At 70.9% G+C, this 22,958-nt stretch carries 19 protein-coding genes; 10 read left to right on the top strand and 9 right to left on the bottom strand.

From position 1 onward, the window contains the following. Window positions 1–56: 56 nt before the first annotated feature. Both ACIGXX_RS34100 and ACIGXX_RS34095 read right to left on the bottom strand, forming a co-directional pair. Entirely contained in the window at window positions 57–881 is an 825-nt protein-coding gene (locus ACIGXX_RS34100; protein WP_399981531.1) for an MOSC domain-containing protein, read from the bottom strand. 46 nt (window positions 882–927) lie between these two features. Further along, window positions 928–1,356, bottom strand: coding sequence for a DUF6643 family protein (locus tag ACIGXX_RS34095; RefSeq protein ID WP_351157691.1), 429 nt, complete (start codon window positions 1,354–1,356; stop codon window positions 928–930). Window positions 1,357–1,661: 305 nt separating this feature from the next. Here ACIGXX_RS34095 and ACIGXX_RS34090 point away from each other — a divergent pair, with 305 nt between their 5' ends. After that, on the top strand, window positions 1,662–2,969 hold the full coding sequence (locus tag ACIGXX_RS34090; protein ID WP_366463299.1) for a TerD family protein: 1,308 nt from the start codon (window positions 1,662–1,664) through the stop codon (window positions 2,967–2,969). 16 nt (window positions 2,970–2,985) lie between these two features. Here the strand turns inward: ACIGXX_RS34090 and ACIGXX_RS34085 are convergent, their stop codons facing one another. Then, window positions 2,986–4,161 carry a glycosyltransferase gene (locus tag ACIGXX_RS34085; protein WP_351157685.1) on the bottom strand — a complete coding sequence of 392 codons (1,176 nt, stop codon included), beginning with the start codon at window positions 4,159–4,161 and terminating at the stop codon, window positions 2,986–2,988. A gap of 58 nt (window positions 4,162–4,219) precedes the next feature. Here ACIGXX_RS34085 and ACIGXX_RS34080 point away from each other — a divergent pair, with 58 nt between their 5' ends. Both ACIGXX_RS34080 and ACIGXX_RS34075 read left to right on the top strand, forming a co-directional pair. Next, complete coding sequence (locus ACIGXX_RS34080) at window positions 4,220–5,005, top strand: aspartate/glutamate racemase family protein (protein WP_351157682.1); 786 nt, start codon at window positions 4,220–4,222, stop codon at window positions 5,003–5,005. 149 nt (window positions 5,006–5,154) lie between these two features. Further along, the gene (locus ACIGXX_RS34075) at window positions 5,155–5,709 is read left to right on the top strand and encodes a hypothetical protein (protein ID WP_351157679.1); all 555 of its coding nucleotides are present in this window, start codon (window positions 5,155–5,157) and stop codon (window positions 5,707–5,709) included. Here ACIGXX_RS34075 and ACIGXX_RS34070 read toward each other — a convergent pair. Further along, window positions 5,666–6,733 carry an O-antigen ligase family protein gene (locus ACIGXX_RS34070; RefSeq protein WP_366463297.1) on the bottom strand — a complete coding sequence of 356 codons (1,068 nt, stop codon included), beginning with the start codon at window positions 6,731–6,733 and terminating at the stop codon, window positions 5,666–5,668. The genes ACIGXX_RS34075 and ACIGXX_RS34070 overlap by 44 nt on opposite strands. Before the next feature lie 245 nt (window positions 6,734–6,978). On the opposite strand from ACIGXX_RS34070, the gene lnt reads away from it, so the two are divergent. The 3 genes from lnt (at window position 6,979) to ACIGXX_RS34055 (ending at window position 11,318) form a co-directional block, all read left to right on the top strand. Continuing rightward, the gene (lnt, locus tag ACIGXX_RS34065) at window positions 6,979–8,586 is read left to right on the top strand and encodes an apolipoprotein N-acyltransferase (protein ID WP_399981525.1); all 1,608 of its coding nucleotides are present in this window, start codon (window positions 6,979–6,981) and stop codon (window positions 8,584–8,586) included. Window positions 8,587–8,596: 10 nt separating this feature from the next. Next, on the top strand, window positions 8,597–9,070 hold the full coding sequence (locus ACIGXX_RS34060; protein ID WP_351157672.1) for an NUDIX domain-containing protein: 474 nt from the start codon (window positions 8,597–8,599) through the stop codon (window positions 9,068–9,070). Window positions 9,071–9,257: 187 nt separating this feature from the next. Further along, window positions 9,258–11,318, top strand: a complete 2,061-nt coding sequence (locus ACIGXX_RS34055; RefSeq protein WP_383826124.1) for a restriction endonuclease — start codon at window positions 9,258–9,260, stop codon at window positions 11,316–11,318. A gap of 3 nt (window positions 11,319–11,321) precedes the next feature. On the opposite strand, the gene ACIGXX_RS34050 is transcribed toward ACIGXX_RS34055, so the two are convergent. Genes ACIGXX_RS34050 through ACIGXX_RS34040 form a run of 3 tightly spaced genes read right to left on the bottom strand, consistent with a single transcriptional unit; the run spans window position 11,322 to window position 15,960 of the window. Then, window positions 11,322–12,884, bottom strand: coding sequence for a GMC family oxidoreductase N-terminal domain-containing protein (locus ACIGXX_RS34050; RefSeq protein ID WP_366463295.1), 1,563 nt, complete (start codon window positions 12,882–12,884; stop codon window positions 11,322–11,324). 23 nt (window positions 12,885–12,907) lie between these two features. Then, window positions 12,908–14,494, bottom strand: a complete 1,587-nt coding sequence (locus ACIGXX_RS34045; protein ID WP_399981519.1) for an APC family permease — start codon at window positions 14,492–14,494, stop codon at window positions 12,908–12,910. Continuing rightward, window positions 14,491–15,960: an aldehyde dehydrogenase family protein gene (locus ACIGXX_RS34040; RefSeq protein ID WP_351157664.1), complete on the bottom strand. Its 1,470-nt coding sequence runs from the start codon at window positions 15,958–15,960 to the stop codon at window positions 14,491–14,493. The genes ACIGXX_RS34045 and ACIGXX_RS34040 overlap by 4 nt, the downstream gene beginning before the upstream one ends. Window positions 15,961–16,132: 172 nt before the next feature. Here ACIGXX_RS34040 and ACIGXX_RS34035 point away from each other — a divergent pair, with 172 nt between their 5' ends. Continuing rightward, entirely contained in the window at window positions 16,133–17,320 is a 1,188-nt protein-coding gene (locus ACIGXX_RS34035; protein ID WP_383826116.1) for a methyltransferase, read from the top strand. A gap of 45 nt (window positions 17,321–17,365) precedes the next feature. Here ACIGXX_RS34035 and ACIGXX_RS34030 read toward each other — a convergent pair whose 3' ends face one another. Next, a complete protein-coding gene (locus ACIGXX_RS34030) occupies window positions 17,366–18,196 on the bottom strand; it encodes an oxidoreductase (protein ID WP_351157660.1) in 831 nt (276 codons plus the stop codon). A gap of 108 nt (window positions 18,197–18,304) precedes the next feature. Between ACIGXX_RS34030 and ACIGXX_RS34025 the strand changes: the two genes are divergently transcribed. From ACIGXX_RS34025 to ACIGXX_RS34015, 3 genes are all read left to right on the top strand, one after another. Then, window positions 18,305–19,222, top strand: a complete 918-nt coding sequence (locus ACIGXX_RS34025) for a LysR family transcriptional regulator (protein WP_399981513.1) — start codon at window positions 18,305–18,307, stop codon at window positions 19,220–19,222. Window positions 19,223–19,347: 125 nt separating this feature from the next. Then, a complete protein-coding gene (locus tag ACIGXX_RS34020) occupies window positions 19,348–20,673 on the top strand; it encodes an MFS transporter (protein ID WP_399981509.1) in 1,326 nt (441 codons plus the stop codon). 44 nt (window positions 20,674–20,717) lie between these two features. After that, on the top strand, window positions 20,718–21,827 hold the full coding sequence (locus tag ACIGXX_RS34015; protein WP_399981506.1) for a family 43 glycosylhydrolase: 1,110 nt from the start codon (window positions 20,718–20,720) through the stop codon (window positions 21,825–21,827). Here ACIGXX_RS34015 and ACIGXX_RS34010 read toward each other — a convergent pair. Continuing rightward, on the bottom strand, window positions 21,793–22,869 hold the full coding sequence (locus tag ACIGXX_RS34010) for a class I SAM-dependent methyltransferase (RefSeq protein WP_399981503.1): 1,077 nt from the start codon (window positions 22,867–22,869) through the stop codon (window positions 21,793–21,795). The genes ACIGXX_RS34015 and ACIGXX_RS34010 overlap by 35 nt on opposite strands. Window positions 22,870–22,958: the final 89 nt, after the last annotated feature.

The following is a 22,958-nucleotide window of genomic DNA, read 5'->3' as shown; positions in this document are numbered from 1 at the left end:
TCTCGTCCACGCTCAACGACCGTGCCCCGCCTTCGAGTTCCCCACCCCGAAGACCTTCAATCGAGGACGGTGAACGGGTCGCCGATCCGCACCGAACCGGTCGACTCCGGCACCAGATTCTGGCCGAAGACCAGCTGGTCGCCGAAGCGGCGGTGCCTGGCGAGCGTGCGCAGCGGCTCCTTGCCGCGCTCCGCGCTGCGCTGGTCGGTGGTGGTCACGACGCAGCGGCCGCACTTCTTGGCGACCCGGAAGGTGACGTCGCCGATCGCGACGCGCGACCATTCGTCCTCGGCCCAGGGCGCGGTGCCGTCCACGACCACATTCGGCCGGAAACGGTTCATGGGCAGCGGCCCCTCGTCGGAGTGGTCGCCCTGCGCGATGAGCGAGTTCAGGGCGTCCAGGGAGGAGAGCGTGGTCAGCAGCAGCGGATAGCCGTCGGCGAAGGAGACGGTCTCGCCGTCCTCGGCGTACGCGGGGTCGATGGGGCGCCGGGTCGCGGGGTCGTCGAGGTGGACGAGCCGGACGTCGGTCTCCAGGTAGGCGCTGAACCAGGCGTGCGCCGCCGCGTCGGCGGGCACCGCCTCGACCTTGTCCTTCCAGATCTCCACCGTGACGGTCTCGCCGGAGGGCGGCACGGCGACCGTCAGCGGCTCCCGGCCGGGCGCGGACGTGCGTATGCCGCCGCCGGGCAGGAGCTCGGCGGCGGCCAACGCCAGCCTCGGATGCGGCCGTTGCGTGATGATCCGTCCATCGCTGTCCACCAGCATCCACCGCCGGTCACCCGCGAGTCCCCAGGGCTCGACGACGGCCTCACGCGGAGCGTGTCCCCCGACCGCCTTGAGCGGGTAGTAGTGGATCGAGTGCAGCGCTGGATTCGGCATGCGGTCATCCTGCCAGCAGCCACTGACAGGGGCGCATGCGGGCGAATCAGTAGCCGCGGTAGGGGCGGTTGTACGGGTCCTCGTACGTCGCCGGGGCGGGGCGGGGTGCCGCGGGGCGCATGGCCTCGTAGCCCGTTCCGGCCGGGGGACGCTGTTGCTGTTGCTGCGGGCCCGGGTATCCGCGCGGCGCCGAAGGCTGCTGCGGGATGTACGGCGCGGGCGCCTGTTGCAGCGGCGCGGGCTGCTGGGTGTAGCCGTACGCGGGGTTGTGGTGGGACGGGGCCGCCGGCAGAGCGGGCAGGGCTGCTACCGGGAGCGCGGGCAGGTGACTGCCCGTGTCGTACGCGGAGGGGACCCGGATCGGGGCGATCTGAGGAGTACCCCGCTCGGCGACAAGGGAGTCGTAGATCGGAGTGTCCGGGAAGGACGGCGCGGAATAGTAACCGCCGCCATAGGTGGAGCGGGGGGAGGTCATGACACATAAGTTAAGCCCTTGATGTGCTGGTTGGGGAGACCGATAAGAGGGTTGTTTTACGTGTCGGTAGTGACTCCGCATCCCCAATGCGAGCGAACTTAGGAAAAATCGGTCGCACTCGGGCGTAGGGATCGTGTAAAAGCCAAGCTCCGTACGGGTTACCGGCGGTTGACGCACGGTTGACGGGAAGGCCGTGCGACAGGGTGTCGGCGGTGGACATGGGCCTGCCCGGGGTCCGGGTAATAGGTTGGTCATGAACGGGACGGCGGCCTGGCCGGACGTGGCGACGTACGATGTGACTTGCGATGGGGGCGGACATGACAATGCCTAAGGGATCGAATGTTCCTGTGCCGGCACCTGCCGTGCGCGTCGAGTTGGGGTGGACTTCAGGAACCGGGGCACCGGACGCCGACGCGTCGGCGCTGCTGCTCGCCGCTTCCGGGAAGGTCCGCTCGGACGACGACTTCGTCTTCTACAACCAGGCGGTCCACTCCTCGGGCGGAGTGCGCCACGAGGGCAAGAAGACCGAGGGCGGGCGGGTGATCGACGCGCTCGTGGTGGACTTCGCGCGCGTGGAGCCCGCCATCGAGACCGTGGTGCTCGCCGCATCGACCGACGGCGGCACTTTCGGACAGATCCCCGGTCTGTTCATCCGCGTCGTCGACGCGGCCAGCGGTGCCGAGATCGCCCGCTACGACAGCGAGGACGCGACCGTGGAGACGGCGTTCGTCCTCGGCGAGCTCTACCGCCGCCAGGGCGCCTGGAAGTTCCGCGCCGTCGGGCAGGGCTACAGCAGCGGACTCGAGGGCCTGGCCACGGACTACGGGATCTCGGTGGACGAGCCGCAGCAGGCGCCGCAGCCCGCCCCGGCCGCCGTGCGGCCTCCCGCGGCCCCGGTGACCCCCGCGGCCCCCGTCCAGGCCCCGCCGCCGCCCGCCCAGGTGCCCGCAGCCGCGCCCGCCGCCGCCCAGCCCGTGCGCCTGACCAAGGTCACGCTCACCAAGGACGCGCCGTCCGTCTCGCTGAAGAAGCAGGGCGGCACATCGGGCGCAATGCGCGTGAACCTCAACTGGGAGGTGCGCAAGCAGTTCAAGGGCTGGGCCAGCAAGCTCGGCCGGGCCGTGGCGATGCACGCGGACCTCGACCTGGACCTGTGCGCCCTCTACGAACTGGCCGACGGCCGCAAGGGCGTCGTCCAGGCGCTCGGCAACGCCTTCGGAGCGCTGGACCAGCCGCCGTACCTGCTGCTCGACGGCGACGACCGCACCGGCGCCGTGGCCAGCGGCGAGAACCTCACGGTCAACCTCAACCACATCAAGGACTTCAAGCGCATCGTCATCTTCGTGACGATCTACGAAGGCGCGCGCAGCTTCGCCGACCTGAACGCCACCGTGACCCTGCAGCCGCAGCACGGCGCCTCCATCGACTTCTCGCTCGACGAGTGCACGGTGCCCTCGACCGTGTGCGCGCTCGCGCTGCTCACGAACAACAACGGCGACCTCTTCGTCCAGCGCGAGGCCCGCTACCTGGTGCCCGAGCGCGGCGTGAGCCCGCAGCGCACCATCGACTACGCGTACGGCTGGGGCATGAACTGGACGCCCGGCAGGAAGTAGCCGCCTTCGCCGGTGATCAGTGCCGGTCGGGAGTGGGATCGGGGCGGGCGTAGGTCCGCCCCTTCCACGCGGCTCCGCGCCCCCGGTAGTGCTGCACCGCCGAATCCACCGTCATCAGGAGGTAGAGGAACGCGGTGAACGGCAGCAGGGGAGCGAGCCAGAGCGTCTGCCGGTAGTAGCGCAGCATCGGGATGTACGTCCCCGTCATCACGAGCCACGCGATCCCACCGAGCAGGGCGAGCCCCGTGCGGCCGGCGGCCAGGCCGGCGAAGAGCGCGACCGGCGGCACCAGATAGATCAGGGCGAGCCCCAGGACCGTACCGAGCAGGACCAGCGGGTTGTGCCGCAGCTGGGCATAGGCGCTGCGCGAGACCATCCGCCACAGGTCGCCGAGCCCGGGGTAGGGGCGCACGCTGTCCACGCGCTCCGCGAGCCCCAGCCAGATCCGGCCGCCCGAGCGCTTCACCGCCCTGGCCAGCGTCACGTCGTCGATCACCGCGTGCCGGATGGAGTCGGGGATGCCCGCGCGCTCGGCGGCCACCGTGCTCACCAGGACACAGCCGCCCGCGGCGGCGGCCGTGCGCGAGCCCTTCTCGGCGATCCAGCGGAAGGGATACAGCTGCGCGAAGAAGTACACGAACGCCGGGACGACCAGCCGCTCCCACATGCTCGCCACACGCAGCCGCGCCATCTGCGAGACGAGGTCGAATCCGGCCGTCTCCGCCGCCGCGACCAACTCCCGCAGGCTGTCCGGCTCATGGGCGATGTCCGCGTCGGTCAGGAGGAGATATCGAGGCGCACGCGCGCGTGCCAGGCCGATGCCGTGCCGCACGGCCCAGAGCTTGCCGGTCCAGCCCGGCGGCGGCTCACCCGGTGACCCGACGGTCAGCGGCAGGCCGCCGTGCCGGTCGGCCAGCGCGCGGGCCAGCGCGCCGGTGCCGTCCGAACTCCCGTCGTCGACAAGGAAGATCTCGGCCTGCCCCGGATAGTCCTGGGCGAGCAGCGAGGGCAGGCTCTCGGGCAGTACGGCGGCCTCGTCACGCGCGGGGACGACGACGCACACCGAGGGCCAGGTGTCCGGTTCGCGGCGCGCAGGCAGCCGCAGGTCCGTGCGCCAGAAGAAGCCCTGGCCCAACAGCAGCCACAGCCAGGCGGCAAGCGATGCGGCGGCGGTCCACACAACGGCGCTCATCCGACGAAGTCTGCCCCAGGCCACCGGGCGTCGCAGGCCCATCGACTATGGTGACCGGGTGAAGATCGCGCTCATTGACTCCGGTATCGGCCTGCTTCCCGCCGCGGTGGCGGTACGCCGTCTGCGGCCGGACGCCGATCTCGTCCTCTCCTCGGACCCCGACGGACTGCCCTGGGGACCGCGCTCCGCCGAGGACGTCACGCAGCGCTCGCTGGCCATCGCGGAGGCGGCCGCCGCGCACCACCCCCAGGCGCTGATCGTCGCCTGCAACACCTCGTCCGTGTCCGCGCTGCCCGCACTGCGCGCCCGGTTCGAGCCGGATCTGCCCGTCATCGGGACCGTACCGGCGATCAAGCCGGCCGCGGCGGGCGGCGGACCCATCGCCATCTGGGCCACCCCCGCCACCACCGGAAGCCCCTACCAGCGCGGCCTCATCGAGGAGTTCGCCGGCGGTGTCGCCGTCACCGAGGTGCCCTGCCCAGGCCTCGCGGACGCCGTGCAGCACGCCGACGAGGCGGCCATCGACAAGGCGGTCGCCGCCGCCGCGGCCCTGACCCCGCGTGATGTAACGGCCGTCGTCCTGGGCTGCACCCATTACGAGCTGGTCGGCGAGCGCATCCGCGCGGCCCTCCAGCAGCCCGGCCTGCCGCCCCTGGTCCTGCACGGCTCCGCCGGAGCGGTTGCCGCCCAGGCGCTGCGCAGGACAGGAGAGCTTCCCGGCCCGGACACCGGGACCCGGGGCGGCCTGACGGTCATCCTGAGCGGGCGGCCCTCCGAGCTGCCGGTCGCCGCGCACACGTACGCCGAAGGCCGGCTGCTCGCGGCGGTCAGCCCCGCGCACTGAGCCCCCGTACGTCCCCGTACGGAGGCATGCAGGGCCCGCGACCGGGCGCCCGCGAAGCCCGCGTACAGAACGGCGTCGCCCGTCCACCCCTGGCGGTAACGCTCCGCGATGCGGTGCCTTCCCACCGGAACGTGAGTAGTCTCGGAGCCATGAGGGACCACACTCACGGCGAGCGGGGCAACACAGCCGACGCCCCGCCGGAAGTCTGGACCGGTAGCGCGACCAACCGCGTGCAGTGGCTGCTGGCGCTCGCCGGTGCCCTCTGCCTGGCCCTGGGCATCGAACTGGCCGTCGACAACATGTGGACGTCCGGGATCGCGGCCCTGGCCATGTCCGTGGTGGGGTGCATCGCCGCGGGTCTGCTGATCCTGTTCGGCACCCTCGCCTTCGTCCACGTCGCCGTGAAGGTCGACAAGGACTCCCTGGAAGTGCGCTGCGGCCACATGGGGCTGCCGCGCCGCCGCATCCTTCTCTCCCACGTGGTGGGCGCCGACTTCGCACAGGTCGTCTGTCCCCGGCAGTGGGGCGGCTGGGGCTATCGCTCACGGCCCGACATCGGCACCGCCGTCGTCGTCAGACGCGGCGAGGGCCTGGTGCTCAGCCTGGGCGACGGCCGCACGTTCACGGTCACCGTCGACGACGCCGAAGCAGCCGTACGGATCATCCGTGAGCGGCTGGGCGTGGCGGGGAGCCCGGCGGCCTGACCTGCGCCGGTTCGTCGCCCAGCGGTCGCGCCGTGGCGATGCCCGCGAGGTAGCCCGCGCCCGTCGTCACCGCCGTGACGCTCAGCGCGTTGCCGACCGAGGCCACGGCGGCCAGTGCCGTCAGGGCCGCGCCCGCCGACAGGACGACCTGGGTCGAGCGCGGCGAGCGGTACAGCGCGTACAGCAGCCAGCAGAACACCGCCGCGAGCAGGACCACGCCCACCAGACCCTGCTCGGCCGCCTGCTGCAACGGCGCCGAATGGGGCCTGCCGTCCGTCAGCAGATGCTCGGTCACCGTGGGACTGGAGTCGGCGAACCGGCCCGGACCCACCCCGAGCGCCGGTTCCTGGCCCGCCAGCGCGAGCGCGTCGTGCCACAGCTCCACCCGGTGCCCGTCGAGCTGGCCCTCCAGGGAGGCGCTCAGCCCCTCCGGGAGTACGTCATCGGCGACAGCCCAGGTCAGACCGGCCACCACGGCCGTCGCCAGGGCGAGGCCGGCGAGGCCGAGCACGCGGCGGCGCATCAGCGCGGTCGCCAGCGAACAGAGCAGGATTCCGGTGCACGCGATGACACCGGCCATCGAGCCGAGCACCACGGCGGCCACCACGATGCCCACCGCGAGCAGCCGCATCACCAGCCGCGTCGCGGGCCCGCGCGCCGCCCACGCCGCGCAGCAGGCCGCACCCGAGGCCAGGATCAGCAGCGCGGCCGCGGCGCCCGTGTGACCGAGCGGCGCCGTGCTCATGGGGCCCGGTGACAGGTGCGGGGCCGCCGCCGCGAGGCCGATCCCTGCCAGCGCACCGGCACAGGGCGCGGCGACCGGAAGGAGCGCGCCCGATATCCGCCCGCCCGCGTACCCGGCGGCCACGGCGAGCACCGCGAGGAGCACGCCCTCGGGCTGACCGCCGTGCACCCCGGCGCTGATCAAGGTCCAGGCCGCGCACACGCCGAGCAGCGCGCAGCCCGTCGCGTCGGACGCGCTGCGCCGTTCGTACGCCCCCGGTGGCTCCGCCGTCGCGGCCATCCCCGCTGTCCCCACCCCGCCGCCCCCCGCTGTGTGACGGGCCCCGAACGCTGTGGCTGGATCCGCCGCAGGTCAGGGACTCGGGCACACCGTAGTCGCTGGGACGGTGAGATGTGGACATGTTGCGCAGGAACGATCCGTCAATCGCGTGGACGAAAACACCTGCCAGGGGACCGGCCGGCGGTCGAAGCGGCCGGGCACGACCGTCCTGTCCGTGTCCAAGTGACGCGCCGTACACTCCCCGAGTGACCGCCACCACCACCCCCGTAGACGAGTCGGAGCAGCTCGGGCCGCAGCCCGCGCCCGTCTCGCGCACGGCCCGCCTTCTGCGCGCGCTCGTCCCGGCCGCCGCGGCGGCACTCTCCGGAGTGCTGCTGTACGTCAGTTTTCCGCCACGCACCTTGTGGTGGCTGGCCCTGCCGGCCTTCGCGGTGTTCGCCTGGTGCCTGCACGGCCGCGGCTGGAAGGCGGGCCTCGGGCTCGGCTACCTCTTCGGCCTCGGCTTCCTGCTGCCGCTGCTGGTGTGGACCGGCGTGGAGGTCGGGCCCGTACCCTGGCTGGCGCTCGCCGCCATCGAGGCGATGTTCGTCGCCCTCGTCGGAGCGGGCATCGCCGCCGTCTCCCGGCTGCCCGGCTATCCGCTCTGGGCGGCCGCCCTCTGGATCGCCGGCGAGGCGGCACGCGCGCGCGTGCCGTTCAGCGGGTTCCCCTGGGGCAAGATCGCCTTCGGGCAGGCGGACGGCGTCTTCCTGCCGCTGGCCGCACTCGGCGGCACCCCGGTGCTCGGCTTCGCGGTGGTCCTGTGCGGCTTCGGCCTCTACGAGATCGTCCGCCAGGCCCTTGCCGCACGCGGTACCGGCTCCGTACGCCGGGGCGCCGCGGCAGCGGCCCTGCTCAGCGTGCTCGTCCCGGTCGCCGGCGCCTTCGCCGCGCGTCCGCTGGTCAGCGACGACGCCGAGGACGGCACCGCGACCGTCGCGGCCATCCAGGGCAACGTCCCGCAGGCGGGCCTGGAGTTCAACGCCCAGCGCCGCGCCGTGCTCGACCACCATGTGCGCGAGACCGAGCGGCTCGCGGACCGGGTGAAGGCGGGCAAGGCGAAGCAGCCGGACTTCGTCCTGTGGCCGGAGAACTCCTCCGACATCGACCCGTTCACCAACCCCGACGCCCGCGAGGCGATCGAGCGCGCGGTCAAGGCGGTCGGCGCCCCCATCTCGGTGGGCGGAGTCGTCGAGTCCAAGGACGGCAGGCTCTTCAACGAGCAGATCCTGTGGGACCCGAAGAAGGGCCCCACGGACACCTACGACAAGCGGCAGATCCAGCCCTTCGGCGAGTACATCCCGCTGCGCGACGTCGTGGGCTTCTTCAGCAGCGACGTCGGCATGGTGCGCCAGGACTTCAGCCGCGGCACGAAGCCCGGCGTCTTCACCATGGCGGGCACGAAGGTGGGCCTGGCCACCTGCTACGAAGCCGCCTTCGACTGGGCCGTGCGCGACACCGTCACCCACGGCGCGCAGCTGATCTCGGTGCCCAGCAACAACGCTACGTTCGACCGCAGCGAAATGACCTACCAGCAGCTGGCCATGTCGCGCATCCGTGCCGTCGAGCACAGCCGCACCGTCACCGTCCCGGTGACCAGCGGCGTCAGCGCGATCATCATGCCGGACGGCCGGGTCTCCCGGAAGACGAAGTGGTTCACCGCCGACTCACTCGTCGAGGAGGTGCCGCTGCGCTCCTCGCAGACCCCGGCCACCCGGTCCGGCACCCTGCCCGAAGGCCTCATCGTGCTCATCGCCGTCGGCGGCCTGGGCTGGGCGGCGACGGGCGCCGTACGGGCCAGGCGCGCCCGTTAGGGTCGACGGCATGGCTACTCCTGACTTCATCCGCACGATCCGGGCCGACGCCGGCCACCAGCTGTTGTGGCTCCCCGGGGTCACCGCCATCGTCTTCGACGACGAGGGCAGAGTGCTCCTGGGACGGCGCTCCGACAACGGCAAGTGGTCGGTCATCGGCGGCATCCCGGACCCGGGGGAGCAGCCCGCCGCCTGCGCCGTGCGCGAGGTGTACGAGGAGACCGCGGTGCACTGCGTGCCCGAGCGCATCGTGCTGGTCGAGGCCCTGGAACCGGTGACGTACCCCAACGGCGACACCTGCCAGTTCATGGACATCACCCTGCGCTGCCGCGCCGTCGGCGGCGAGGCCCGCGTCAACGACGACGAGTCACTCGAAGTGGGCTGGTTCGCCCTGGACCAACTGCCCGACCTGCACGAGTTCGGCCTCTTCCGGATCAAGCAGGCCATGGCGGAGGAACAGCCCTCCTGGTTCGACCGCTCCTGAAGGTCCGGCATACGGGAAAGTCTTCGCCCTTCGATCAGTTGACCTGCAGATTTGGCTCATGCGGCCAGCCTTTGACGAATGGATATGCGTGACGGTCGTAGCTGGCTAGAGTCTTCTCATCACATTTGGTTGTGGGGACAACCGAAGTGCTTTCCCGGCTGCCAACGTCCTGGGGGGCCTGCAGCAAATGAGTCGTCGTTCTAGTGGTCTTGTGGGCATGTGGGCCGAGGTGCAGCGGCAGCAGCAGCGTCAGTCGGAAGCCGAGGCCCGGCAGCGCAGGCAAGCGGCTCAGCAAGCGCGGGCCTACCAGCGTCGGGCTGCCCAGAGTCACCGCGAGTACAGGCAGGCCGAGGCGCTGCGTCGCACGGAGGAACTGGACGCGGAGGTGGCGTCCTTACAGGGCCTTCTTGCTTCGGGCTGCGCGGCCCCTGCTTTCAGGGCGTCCTCGCTCATGCGGGCGGAGGAAGTCCAGCCCTTCGCCCCAGGACCGTTGGCCCAGGCCGTGCCCATGCCTGACGCCCAGCAGTATCAAGCCCAGGGTGGTTGGACCGCGAGCCGCCGAGCTCATGCGCAGGCTGAGGCGCGGGCGCGTTTCGAGCGGGACTTGCAGGCTGCCCAGGCAGCGGAGACGCGCCGCCGACAGCAACTGGCCTCGTATCAGCGTGAGTACCAGCAGTGGGCCGATGCTCAGCTGGCTGAGGTTCGTACGCACAACGCCGGCGTCGTAGCCGTGTCCGAAGGGGTAAGGCGCCGGGATCCCGATTCCGTGGTCGAGTACTTCTCCGCGGCCCTCTACGCCTCGACGGCGTGGCCAGAGGGTTTCCCGCGGCAGGTAGAGGCAGCCTACGATCCCGCCGCCCGACAACTGGTGCTCGATTGGGAGCTGCCCGCCTACAGCATCGTCCCTGAGGTCAAGTCCGTTCGGTACATGTTCGGGACCGATCAGGACAAGGAGACGGCTCGGTCGGAGAGCCAGCGCCGCAGCCTGTACCGGGAGGTTCTCGCGCAGTGCATGCTGCTTGTCCTGCACGAGCTCTTCACCGCAGACGAGCAGGGAGCGCTGGAGTCGGTGGCCCTGAACGGGTTCGTCGACGGGCATGACCCCACGACGGGCCGCCCGGGGCATATTTTCCTAGCGACTGTCATGGCCTCTCGCTCTGCGTTCCGTGACCTGCACTTGGCGCAGGTGGATGCGGGCAGTTGTCTGTCCGGTGCTCTGCGAGGGCAGATCTCGACCAGGCCGGACCAACTCGCACCGGTGCGGCCGAGCCGGCGGCCGCAAGAAGTCGGGAACCGCGTGGTCGCCCACGGCGGTGACGAGGAGCCGGACCTGTACGCCATGGATCCGGTGGAATTCGAGCATCTCGTGGCCGATCTCTTCCGGGCCATGGGGATGCAGGCGGTGACGACCCAGCGCTCGAATGACGGCGGTGTCGATGTCGACGCGCTGGATCCGACACCCATCCGAGGCGGCAAGATCGTCGTACAGGTGAAGCGCTATCGCAACACGGTTCCGCCCACCGCTGTGCGTGACCTGTACGGGACCGCGCAGGGCGCCGGCGCCAACAAGGGGGTTCTGGTGACGACGTCAGGGTTCGGCCCTGGCTCGCACACCTTCGCCAACGGCAAGCCGCTGGAGCTCATCTCGGGCTCGGAACTCGTCGACCTGCTGCATCGTCATGGGCTGCGCGGACGATTGGGTGAGGGAGCCCGTCAGAACTCGGCGCAGCCGTCTTCGCCGGATCCGAACACCCGGCTGCCCGACGACTACAACGTCCTGGGCATGTCGTGGTCCGGACACGTCGCCCTGGACGTGTGTGCACTCGTCTGCCACGGCAATCGCGTCCTCAGCGACGATCACTTCGTCTTCTACAACAACGCACAGACCCCTGACGGCTCAGTGCGTGTCCTTCCCGCCACGGCGCCGGACAAGGCCGCGATCTGTGTCTCCTTCGACAACCTGCCCACTGGGGCCGACCGGTTCGTGCTGGTGGCGGCCATCGATCCGGAGGTCAACCCGGACGCGGATCTCTCCGGCTTCACGGATGCCTGCATCCGGCTGCTCGATCCGGCGATGTCCGAGCTGGGGCGGCTTGAGGTCTCTGACGGCCGCCCGCTCGAAACCGCCCTGGTGCTCGGGTCCTTCCGCCTGAGGTCCAGCGGGGACTGGGGGTTCGTCCTCGGTGGCAAGGGCTACAAGGGCGGCCTGGAGGAACTCGTTCAGGACTACGGCATCGACGTGGAGTAGAGCTCAGCCCGACTTGATCATGTCGGCGCACTTCTCGCCGATCATCATCGTGGTGATGCACGGGTTGACGGCGGGCAGGAACGGCATCACCGACGCGTCGGCGACGCGCAGGCCCGTGACGCCCTTGACGCGCAGGTCGGGGTCGAGGGGGGAGTCCGTGTCGCTCGTCGCGCCCATGCGGACCGTGCCCGCCGGGTGGTAGACGGTGTTGTGGGTCTGGCGGATGTAGGCGAAGAGCTCGTCGTCGGTCGTGGCGTCCGGGCCGGGGGCCAGTTCCGCGCCCGCCCAGGCGGCCATCGGGGCCTGGGCGGCGATCTCGCGGGCCAGGCGCAGGCCGTACGTCATCACGCGGATGTCGTGCTCGTGCGTGAAGTAGCGCGGGTCGACCTTCGGCTTGTCGCGGAAGTCGCGGGTGCGCAGCCGCACCGTGCCCATGGAGCGGGCCCGGGTGACGTTCGGGGTCAGGCAGAAGGCGTTGTCGGTGGTGGGATAGCCCCGCCGGTAGGTGTTCATGTCGAAGGGCACCGAGCCGTAGTGGAACATCAGGTCCGGGCGGTCGAGGCCCGGTTCGGTGTCCGCGAAGATGCCGATCTCCCACCACTGCGTGGAGGCGGTCACCATCGGCTGCTTCGCCTCCCACATGATCACGCCCTCGGGGTGGTCCTGGAGGTGGGCGCCCACTCCGGGGGAGTCCACCCGCACGTCCACGCCGCATTCGCGCAGGTGGTCGGCCGGCCCGATGCCCGAGAGCATCAGCAGCTTCGGTGAGTCGATGGCCCCGCAGGCCACGATCACCTCGCGGCGCGCCGCGACCCTGCCGCTGTGCACGGTGTCGGGCTCCAGGTACTCCACGCCCGTGCAGCGCCGGGCCTGGTCGAACAGCAGCTGCTTGGCCTGTAGGCCGGTGCGCACCTCGAGGTTGGGCCGCTTGCCCAGGATCGGGTGCAGATACGACACCGAGGCCGACGAACGGGTGCCGTCCGGGCGGGAGTTGATCTGGAACCAGTGGGCGCCGCGCGTGACCGTCTTGCCGGTGTTGAACGGCGTGGTGGGGATGCCCGCCGCCGCACACGCCTCCAACAGGGCCGATCCGCACGGGTCGTTGGGCGGCACGCTCATGATGTTGACCGGGCCCGAGCGGCCGTGGTGGTCGCCGGGCGCGTCGTTGGTCTCCAGGCGCTGGTAGAGCGGGAAGCAGTCCGCCGCGCTCCATCCCGTACAGCCCAGGGAGCCCCACTCGTCGAGGTCCTCGGCCGGTGCCCAGAAGGCGATGCAGGAGTTGTGCGAGGAGCAGCCGCCGAGCACCTTGGCGCGGGCGTGCCGCATGAAGCTGTTGCCGTTCTCCTGCGGCTCCACCGGGTAGTCCCAGTCGTATCCCGACTCCAACAGGGCCATCCACTTGGTCAGTTGGAGGATGTTGTCGTCGCCGACGTCCGAAGGGCCGGCCTCCAGCACGCAGACGCTGACGGCCGGGTCCTCGGTCAGCCGCGCGGCGACGACGGCGCCTGCCGTGCCGCCGCCGACCACCACGTAGTCGAACTCGGACTGAGGGCTCTCTGCGGGCATGACGACTCCAGATCAGAGGGGGTTCAGGGGGCGGCCGGCGGCGGGGGAGGCGTGGGGTCGGCGGCCTCGAAGCGGTGCTCGGCGAGCACGCCCGTCTTGTGCCGCTGCACGAACCAGTAGTAGGCGAAGCCGCCGAGCGCGACGATGCCGACGAAGAGGAACGCGCCCCAGCGCAGGTACCAGTGCTGCGGTCCGGTCGCGTTGTAGACCTCCGCGCGGGGCCAGGCCAGGTTGAGGGACATGGCCGCGCCCCAGAGCACCGCGATGATGTTGATCGGCAGGCCGAACCTGCCCAGCGAGAACGCGCCCTCCTTGGGCTCCCACTGGCCGCGGAACCGCTTGATCAGCATGGGCACGGTGACCAGCAGATAGGCCACGTAGATCATGATGATCGCGATGCTCGTGATCACCGAGAAGATCTGCGGCTGGTTGATGTTGATCACCAGGATGACCAGACCCACCACACCGATCAGCACGGCGGGCACCACGGGGGTCTGGAAGCGGGGGCTCACCTTGGCCAGGTGCGTGCCCGCCGGCAGGTTGTTGTCCCGCGCCATGGCGAACATGAGCCGGATGCTGGCGGCGTGCACGGCAAGGACGCAGACGGTGATGGCGACCACCACGCACCACAGGAAGATCTCGCCGATGGTCGAACCGAGCGTGTCGAGGACCACGTACTGCAGCCCGCCCGTCGTCAGCTCCTTGGACTGCAGGTCCGGCACCGACATCAGCGCGAAGAGCAGGATGAGACCGCCGATGAAGAAGGACGCGATGAGCGCGCGCAGGATGGCGCGGGGCGCGTTCTTACCCGGATTGTGCGACTCCTCGCCGAGCGACGCGGCGGTGTCGAATCCGTACATCACGTACGCCGACGCCAGCGAGGCGGTCAGGAACGCGCCGAAGTATCCGAGGCTCTGGCCGGCGCCCGTGCCGTTCGTCTCGGTCAGGACGCTGCTGGGGCCGCGGGTGATGTGCGCCGCGAGGAAGACGATCAGGCCGACGGCGGCGATCAGCTCGATGAAGACACCGGCGGAGTTGATGCGCGCCATGAGCTGGACGCCGAAGGCGTTGATCGCCGTGGAGAAGGCGATGAGCACGGCGCCCAGGAGCACCGCGTTGGCCGCCGCGTCGTTCTTGCCGGTGCCGTCACCCACGAACTGGAACCAGTCGGAGATCTGCGGCAGCGTGATCTGGTAGGCCAGCGCCACCGCCGACAGCGACACCATGGTGGCCGTCATCATCATCCAGCCGCCGAGCCACCCCACGTGCGGGCCGCCCATACTCTTGGCCCAGTTGTAGACCGAACCGGCGACCGGATAGCGGGCGGCCAGCTCGCAGAAGCACAGGGCCACCATCAGCTGACCGGCGAAGACCATCGGCCAGGACCACCAGTAGGCGGGGCCGCCGAAGCTGACGCCGAAGTAGAACAGCTGGAAGGTGCCGGTCAGGATCGAGATGTAGCTGATCCCGGCCGCGAAGGTGTGGAAGTTGCCCAGGGTCCGCTTGAGTTCCGGGCGGTAGCCGAGCTCGCCGAGCGCGTCGTCGTCGTGCTGGCCCTGCGTCCTCTCCGGGACGGCGGGGTCCGGTCCTGGGCCGGTTTCCGTGCTCATGCGAACCACCTCTGCGGGGTCGGTGCGAGGTTGCGCCAGATGTGCTTGGGCTCTTGGTACTCGGCCAGACCCGCGGGCCCCAGTTCGCGGCCGAAGCCGGACTGCTTCATGCCGCCCCACTCCGCCTGCGGGACGTAGGGATGGAAATCGTTGATCCACACGGTTCCGGCGCGCATCCGGGCCGCCACGCGCTGCGCCTTGGGGGTGTCCTGCGACCAGACGGCGCCCGCGAGTCCGTAGACGGTGTCGTTGGCGAGCGCGACCGCCTCCTCCTCGTCGCGGAACCGCTCGACGGTGAGCACCGGGCCGAAGGACTCGTCGGTGACCACGGACATGCCCGGGGTGCACTCGTCGAGCACGGTCGGCGGGTAGTAGTAGCCGTCCTTCAGCGCCGGATCGTCGGGGCGCGCGCCGCCGCAGCGCAGCACCGCGCCCTCGGCGATGCCGGCCGCCACGTACGCCTCGACCTTCTCGCGGTGCGCGGCGGAGATCAGCGGACCCGTGCGGGCGTTGAGGTCGAAGGGCCCGCCGAGGCGGATCTGCCGCGCGCGCTCGACCACCTCGTCGACGAACCGGTCGTGCAGCGAGTCCTCGACGAGCAGGCGCGCCCCGGCCGAACAGACCTGGCCCGAGTGCAGGAAGATCGCCATCAGGGCGTAGTCGACCGCCGCCTCGAAGTCGGCGTCGGCGAAGACGATGTTCGGATTCTTGCCGCCCAGTTCCAGGGCGACCTTCTTCACCGTGGGGGCCGCGGCGGCCATGATGCGCCGCCCGGTGACGAGACCGCCGGTGAACGACACCAGGTCGACCCGCGGATCCTCGCTCAGCGGGGCGCCCGCGGTGGGGCCCGCGCCCAGGATCAGGTTGGCGGCCCCGGCAGGCAGCCCGGCCTCGGTGAGCAGCCGCATCAGGATGATCGCGGTGTGCGGGGTCAGCTCGCTGGGCTTGAGGACGAAGGTGTTGCCCGCGCCGAGCGCCGGGGCGACCTTCCATGCGGTCTGCAGCAGCGGATAGTTCCACGGAGTGATCAGCGCGCAGACCCCGACCGGCTCGTGCACCACCCGGCTGTCCACTTCCGTGCTGCCCGCGTCGACGATGCGGTCGGTGCCGCCCGACGCCGTCAGGTTGCCGAAGTAGCGGAAGCAGTTGGCGATGTCGTCCATGTCGTACTCGCTCTCCACGAGCCGCTTCCCGGTGTCCAGGGATTCGGCGCGGGCGAGCGCGTCCTTGTCGCGTTCGAGGAGGTCGGCCACGCGCAGCAGCAGCCTGCCGCGCTCGGCCGCCGGGGTGGCGGGCCACGGTCCGCGGTCGAAGGCCTCACGCGCGGCGGCGATCGCCGCCGCCGCGTCCTTGGGCCCGGCTTCGTCGACGGTGGCGACCAGGGTGTTGTCCGCGGGGCAGCGGATCTCCCGTACCTGCCCGTCCGCGGCAGTGGTCCATGTTCCGCCGATGAACAGCTCCGGCATGACGGCTCCTCGGGGATGGGATGCGCGGGTGCTCCACGAAAGGACGGTAAGGAGAACGGGCCGCTTTCGCACTACAAGGGCCGCTATTCGGCGCAGCGGTCTCGCTCCGCCCCGGCAGGATCAGGCGTCCGCGAAGATCGTGTGCGCGCCACTCCGATAGCCTGAAGGCACGATGAACCAGCTGAGCACGTCATGGGGCGCGTACGACCTCACACGATTTCCCGAGGACCGACGCGACCCGCTGCGCGCCTGGTCCGCCGCCGACGCCTACCTCCTGCGGCATCTCGCGGGCGAGAGCGAGCCCGCGGGCGAGGCGCGGGACGCGGCCAAGCCCGTCGACCTCTCCGGCACCGTGGCCGTCGTCGGCGACCGCTGGGGCGCGCTGACCACCGCGCTCGCCCAGCACGCGCCGACGCTGATCACCGACTCGTTCCTCGCGCGCGAGGCGACGCGGGCCAACGTGGCACGCGCCGGGTTCGCACCGGACGCGGTGACGCTCTCGACCACCGGCGACGCCCCGCCCGGCCGGATCGACGTCCTCCTGGTCCGCGTACCCAAGAGCCTCGCGCTCCTGGAGGACCAGCTGCACCGCCTGGCACCCGCCCTGCACGCGGGCACGGTCGTCATCGGCACCGGCATGGTCACCGAGATCCACACCTCGACGCTCGACCTGTTCGAGCGGATCATCGGTCCTACGAAGACGTCGCTGGCCCGGCAGAAGGCGCGGCTCATCTTCAGCACGCCCGATCCGCAGCGCGACGCGGGCCCCAGCCCCTGGCCGCGCAGCTACGTCCTGGACGCCGACTCCGGCGTGGGCTCCGGGCTGACCGTCGTCAACCACGCGGGCGTGTTCTGCGCCGACCGCCTCGACATCGGCACCCGCTTCCTGCTGCGCCACCTGCCGACCGGCACGGGCGCCGCGCACATCGTGGACCTGGGCTGCGGCAACGGCGTGCTGGGCACGGCCGCCGCCGTCGCCGACCCCGAGGCCACGGTCACCTTCATCGACGAGTCGTATCCCGCCGTCGCCTCGGCAAAGGCCACCTTCCGGGCGAACGCCGCCGACTCCACGCGGGCGCAGTTCATCGCGGGCGACGCGCTGTCGGCCGCACCCGCGGGGTCGGTGGACCTCGTCCTGAACAACCCGCCCTTCCACAGCCATCAGGCCACCTCCGGCGCGACCGCCTGGCGGATGTTCAACAGCGCACGCGCCGCGCTGCGCCCCGGCGGCGAGCTGTGGGTCGTCGGCAACCGCCACCTCGGCTACCACGTGAAGCTGCAGAAGCTCTTCGGCAACGCCAAGGTCGTCGCCGGCGACCCCAAGTTCGTGGTGCTGCGGGCGGTCAAGCGCGACCGCTGACACCCACGACAGTCATGACACCCGCTGGCGCCCGGTGGCGCCGTCTCAGGCGTCGAAGGCCGTCGCCCGCGTGACCTTCTCCCACGCGGCGATCTCCGCGCGGACCGTGTCGAGGTGCCCGACGACCGCGTCCACGGCGTCCTCGCCCAGCGGCAGGCGCAGCGGAGTCTCGTCGGCGTCGAGCGCGGCGATGATCGCGGCGGCGGCCTTCGCCGGGTCGCCGGGCTGCTCGCCGTCGCCGCCCGCGACCATCGCGCGGGTGGCGCCCGCCGTCGCGGCGTAGTCGGGTATCTCGACGGGGCTGGCGCTGGTGTTGCCGAACAGACTGGTGCGGAACGCGCCGGGCTCCACGACCAGGACCTTGATGCCGAGCGGCGCCACCTCGGCCGCCAGCGCCTCCGACATGCCCTCCAGGGCGAACTTCGTGCCGCTGTACGCGGAGAATCCCGCGAAGGACATCTGCCCGCCCATGCTGCTCATCTGCACGATCGCCCCCGAGCGCCGCGCCCGCATGTGCGGAAGCACGGCGCGGGTCAGCGCCGCCGGGCCGAAGACGTGCACGTCGAACAGGGCGCGCAAATCGGCGTCCGAGTCCTCCTCCAGGGCGCCGACGTGGCTGCGGCCCGCGTTGTTCACCAGTACGTCGACGCGGCCGTGCCGGTCGGCGACGTCGCGCACGGCGGCCTCGATGCCGGCCGTGTCGGTCACGTCCAGGGTGAGGGCCTCGACCTGGTCGGGGTGGGCGGTGACCAGGTCGTCCAGGGAGGCCGCGTCGCGGGCGGTGGCCACGACCACGCCGCCCGCGGCGACGGCCGCCTCGGTGATCGCCCGGCCGAAGCCGCTGGTCGCACCCGTCACGAGCCATACCTTCGTCATCACGAACTCTCTTGCCCTGCGGGCCGGTTCACCCGTTCCCGGCTACGTGGATCATCCTCGGGCGGAAGTCGCTGGCCCGTCCAAGACCTGACGTGATAGCTGATGGTTATGGACCTTCACGGCAGAGACGTACACAGCAGGGACCTGCGCTACTTCGTCGCGGTGGCGCGGGAGTTGCACTTCACGCGGGCCGCCGAGCGGCTCTTCGTCTCGCAGCCCGCGCTGAGCAAGCAGATACGGGCGCTGGAGCGGCAGCTGGGTGCCGAGCTGTTCGTGCGGGACCAGCGCGGGGTGCGGCTCACCGCCGTGGGTGCGGCGCTCCTGCCGCGCGCCCAACAGGTGCTTGCGGGATGGCAGTTGGCGGTCGAGGCGGTGGAGCGGGCGAAGATCGAGGAGCGGGCCACGCTCTGTGTGGGCATGAGTACACGACCGGCTCGCGGCGGCCTGTTGCCCGCGGTGCGGTCCCGCTTCAGCGAGGCCCATCCGTCCGCCACCATCCGGCTGCGGCAGGTGAGTTGGCAGGACCCGAGCGCGGGTCTCGCGGACGGCGCGGCGGACGTGGCCTTCGTCTGGCTGCCGCTGCCCGACCTGGAGCGCTACGCGTGGGTGGTGGTGGCCGAGGAGCCGCGCCATGTCGCCCTGCCCGGCACGCACCGCCTCGCGGACCGGGACGAGGTCGACTTCGCCGATCTCCTCGACGAACCCTTCCTCGCCCTGCCCGAGGCCGCGGGCGCGCTGCGGGACTACTGGCTCGCCCTGGACGCTCGCGCGGGCCGCCCGCCCCGTATCGGCGCGGAGATCGCCAGTACCGACGAGACGTACGAGGCGCTGGTGGACGGCCGCGGCGTCTGCCTGGTGGCCGCGGGCAACGCACCCCTGATCACGCTCGGCGGCGTCGTCACGCGCCCGGTCCGCGGCATCGCGCCCAGCCGGTTCGCGCTGGCCTGGCGCGTGGGCGAGGACCGCCGCCCGCTGGTGAGCGCGTACATCACGGCGTGCTCGGAGGCGCTCGGAGGGGACGCGTAACGGCCCTCCGGGCGTTTCTCGTCGCAACCGTTGACCTTGCCCCAACACCCCCTTACCGTTTCGGCGTTCGGAGTATCAGATGGCGTTCGAAATCACGAACGTCGGCGTGAGGGGACGCTCGCACCATGGAGCGCACAGTGCTCAAGAAGACCGCGTGGCGGCTGCTGCCGTTTCTCGGTCTGCTATATGTGATCGCCTACATCGACCGCTCGAACGTCGGCTTCGCGAAACTGGAGCTCCAGGCCGAACTGGGCGTCAGCGCCACGGCGTTCACCCTCGGCCAGGTCTTCTTCTTCACCGCGTACGCGATCTTCGAGGTGCCCAGCAACCTCATGCTGCACCGCGTCGGCGCGCACCGCTGGATCGCACGCATCCTGCTGACCTGGGGCCTGGTCACCATCGCCACGGTCCTCGTGCAGAGCACCTGGCAGTTCTACCTGGCCCGCTTCGCGCTCGGCGCCGCCGAGGCCGGGTTCTTCCCCGGCGTGCTCTACTACCTCTCCCGCTGGTTCCCCGGCAGCCACCGGGGCCGCGCCATCGGCGCGTTCATGCTCGCCGCGCCCGTCTCGTTCATCGTCGGCAACCCGCTCATGGGAGTCCTGATGGACCTCGACGGGACCTGGGGCCTGACCGGCTGGCAGTGGGTGTTCCTGGCCACCGGCGTCCCCGCCGTGCTCATCGCCCCGGTCGTCCTCGCCCGGCTGCCCGCGGGACCGGGGCAGGCCCGCTGGCTCGACGCCGATGAACGCCAGTGGCTCACCGACGCCCTGGCCGCCGACCGGGCGGAAGCGGGCGAGCAGCCGCGGCACGCCCTCGCGGTCCTGCGCGACCGCCGCGTCCTGACCGCCGCCGTGTTCTTCCTCGCCTTCCCGCTGTCCACCTACGGCCTGTCCTTCTGGCTGCCCACGATCATCGACGGCTTCGGCGACCTGACGAGCACCGAGATCGGCTTCGTCTCCGCCGTTCCGTACGTCTGTGTCGCCGCCGGACTCGTCGTCGTACCCCGCCTGGTGGCCCGCCGCGACACCCCCTATCTCTGGACGGCGGCGATGCTCGGCCTGACCGTCGCCGGGTTCACCGTCACCGCGCTCTTCGGCTCGCCCGTCGTGCAGATGCTCGGCCTGTGCGCGGCCGCCGTCGGCGGATACGCGGCGCAGCCCGCCTTCTGGGCGCTGATCCCGCGCTTCTTGACCGGAGCCGCGGCCGCCGCGGGCATCGCGGCGGTCAACGCCGTGGGCAACCTCGGCGGCGGGTTCGGTCCGCTGGGCATCGCGGCGGTCGTCGACTCCACCGGCAGCGCGCTGACCGGCCTGCTGTTCCTGCTCGCGGTCGCGGTCCTGGGCCTGCTCGCCGTCCCCCTGCTGCGACGCGCCCTGAGCGCACCGCCCCCGCCGCCTCCAGCCGTACCGCTCTCCGAGGCGCACGCCGCCACGGAGAAGTCCCTCCCGTAGACCCGAACCGGTCGACCCCGGCCGCCTGATCCTTACGGAGCCGCATGAGCCACAGTGAAGTACCCAGCCGCAGAACCGTGTTGCGAGGAACGCTGGCCGCCGGAGCCCTTGCCGCCGCACCGACGGCGCTCTCCCAGGCACCCGCCCACGCCCAGGCACCCGCCCACGCCGCGTCCCGGGCCGCCGCCTACCGCAACCCGCTCGTCGAGCAGCGCGCCGACCCGCACATCACCCGCCACACCGACGGCCACTACTACTTCACCGCGACCTCCCCCGAGTACGACCGCATCATCCTGCGCCGCTCCCGCACCCTGCGCGGCCTGACCCGGGCGGACGAGTCCGTCATCTGGCGGCGGCACACCAGCGGCGACATGGCCTCGCACATCTGGGCGCCGGAACTCCACCACATCAACGGCAAGTGGTACATCTACTTCGCCGCGGCACCCGCCGACGACGTGTGGAAGATCCGCATCTGGGTCCTGGAGAACACCAACGCCAACCCCTTCAAGGGGAGTTGGACCGAGAAGGGGCAGCTCACCACGGCCTGGGACACCTTCTCCCTCGACGCCACCACCTTCACGCACCGCGGCAGCCGTTACCTGTCCTGGGCGCAGTACGAACCCGGCATGGACAACAACACCGGTGTCTTCCTCTCGCGCATGGCCAACCCCTGGACCCTGACAGGGCCTCAGATACGCCTGACCACACCCGAGTACGACTGGGAGTGCATCGGCTTCAAGGTCAACGAAGGGCCCTCCGTCATCCAGCGCAACGGCCGCGTCTTCCTCTCCTACTCGGCCTCCGCCACCGACTTCAACTACTGCCTGGGGCTGCTCACGGCCGGCGCCCGCAGCGACCTCATGGACCCCGCGTCCTGGTCCAAGTCGCCGACCCCCGTCTTCACCAGCAACGACACGACCAAGCAGTACGGCCCGGGCCACAACTGCTTCACCGTCGCCGAGGACGGCCGCACCGACGTCCTCGTCTACCACGCCCGCCAGTACAAGGACATCGTCGGCGACCCCCTGCACGACCCCAACCGCCACACCCGCATCCAGAAGCTCGGCTGGAACGCGGACGGCACCCCGGACTTCGGCATCCCCGTCGCCGACGCGGACATCAGTGGCTCCGCCGTGCCACGTAGTAGACGTTGAGGATGTCGCCCTCCACCTGATGGACCTCGACGTCGCCGAATCCGGCCTCGGCCAGCATGCGCAGGGCGGTCTGCCTGCCCCACACCGTGCCGAGGCCGGCGCCGCCCTCGCCCAGGGAGACGGTCATGCAGTAGAAGACCGAGAAGGTGTAAAGGGCGGGGCCCAGCGGATGGCCGAGGTTCTCCTCCAGCTTGCTCGATGCCGCGATGTCCCCCATCAGGAACACCCCGTCGTCGCGCAGGGCGCCGGTGATCGCCGACAGAGTGCGCGCCGGGCGGGCCAGGTCATGGATCACGTCGAAGGCGGTGATCAGGTCGTAGGAGCCGGTCAATTCGGCCGAGTCCGCCACGTCGAACCGGACGTTTGCAAGGCCCAGCCGCGCGGCCTCGTCGCGAGCCGCCGCGATGCCGGTCTCGGACATGTCCACGCCACGGAAGCGGCTTGCGGGGAACGCCTGGGCCAGGACGATCACCGCATGCCCCTGCCCGGTGCCGACGTCCAGCACGTCGATGCCTCCACGCAGCCGCTCCGAGAGGCCGGGTGCCACCGGGATGATGCCGTCCACCAAGGCGGCGTCGTACACCCGCGCGGTCTCCTCGGCCTGGAGCTCCTGGAAGCGCGGATAGGACGAGTACGGCACGCCGCCCCCCTTGTGGAACGACTCGAGGACCTGATCCTCGACGTTGCCCAACAGGGCGAGGTCCTGCAAGAAGGCGGCCATGTTGTCGGGCCCGGCGGCCCGGGCGAGGGAGGCGGCATGCTCGGGCGGCAGCCAGTACGTGCGGTTTTCCGGGGCGTACTCGACGACGCCGCCCACGGTCATCCCGCCGAGCCACTCCCGTACGTAGCGCTCATTCAGACCGGCGGCCTCGGCGATCCGCTCGCTGGTGGCCGGCGGCATGCCGGACAGCACGTCGAACAGCCTCGTTCGGTGACCCAGGCTGCACAGATATCCCAGGCAGGAGTCATTGAGCACCTCGACCATCCGCTCCGCGAACCGCTCCTGTCGCACCGGGTCGAGGTCACGTGTCTGCGCGGTCATCTCGCTCCCCATCCTTCGGCCCGGGAGCGGCGGGCAGGCGCTCTGCCACGGCTGGCCGAATCGCCGGATTTATTACAATTTTACGCCGG

It is taken from the genome of Streptomyces sp. NPDC055243 (genome assembly GCF_044544025.1).
In the GTDB taxonomy this organism is placed as follows: Bacteria; Actinomycetota; Actinomycetes; order Streptomycetales; family Streptomycetaceae; genus Streptomyces.
The sequence above is the reverse complement of the archived record's forward strand: the minus strand, read 5'-3'. Positions and strand labels throughout refer to the sequence as shown.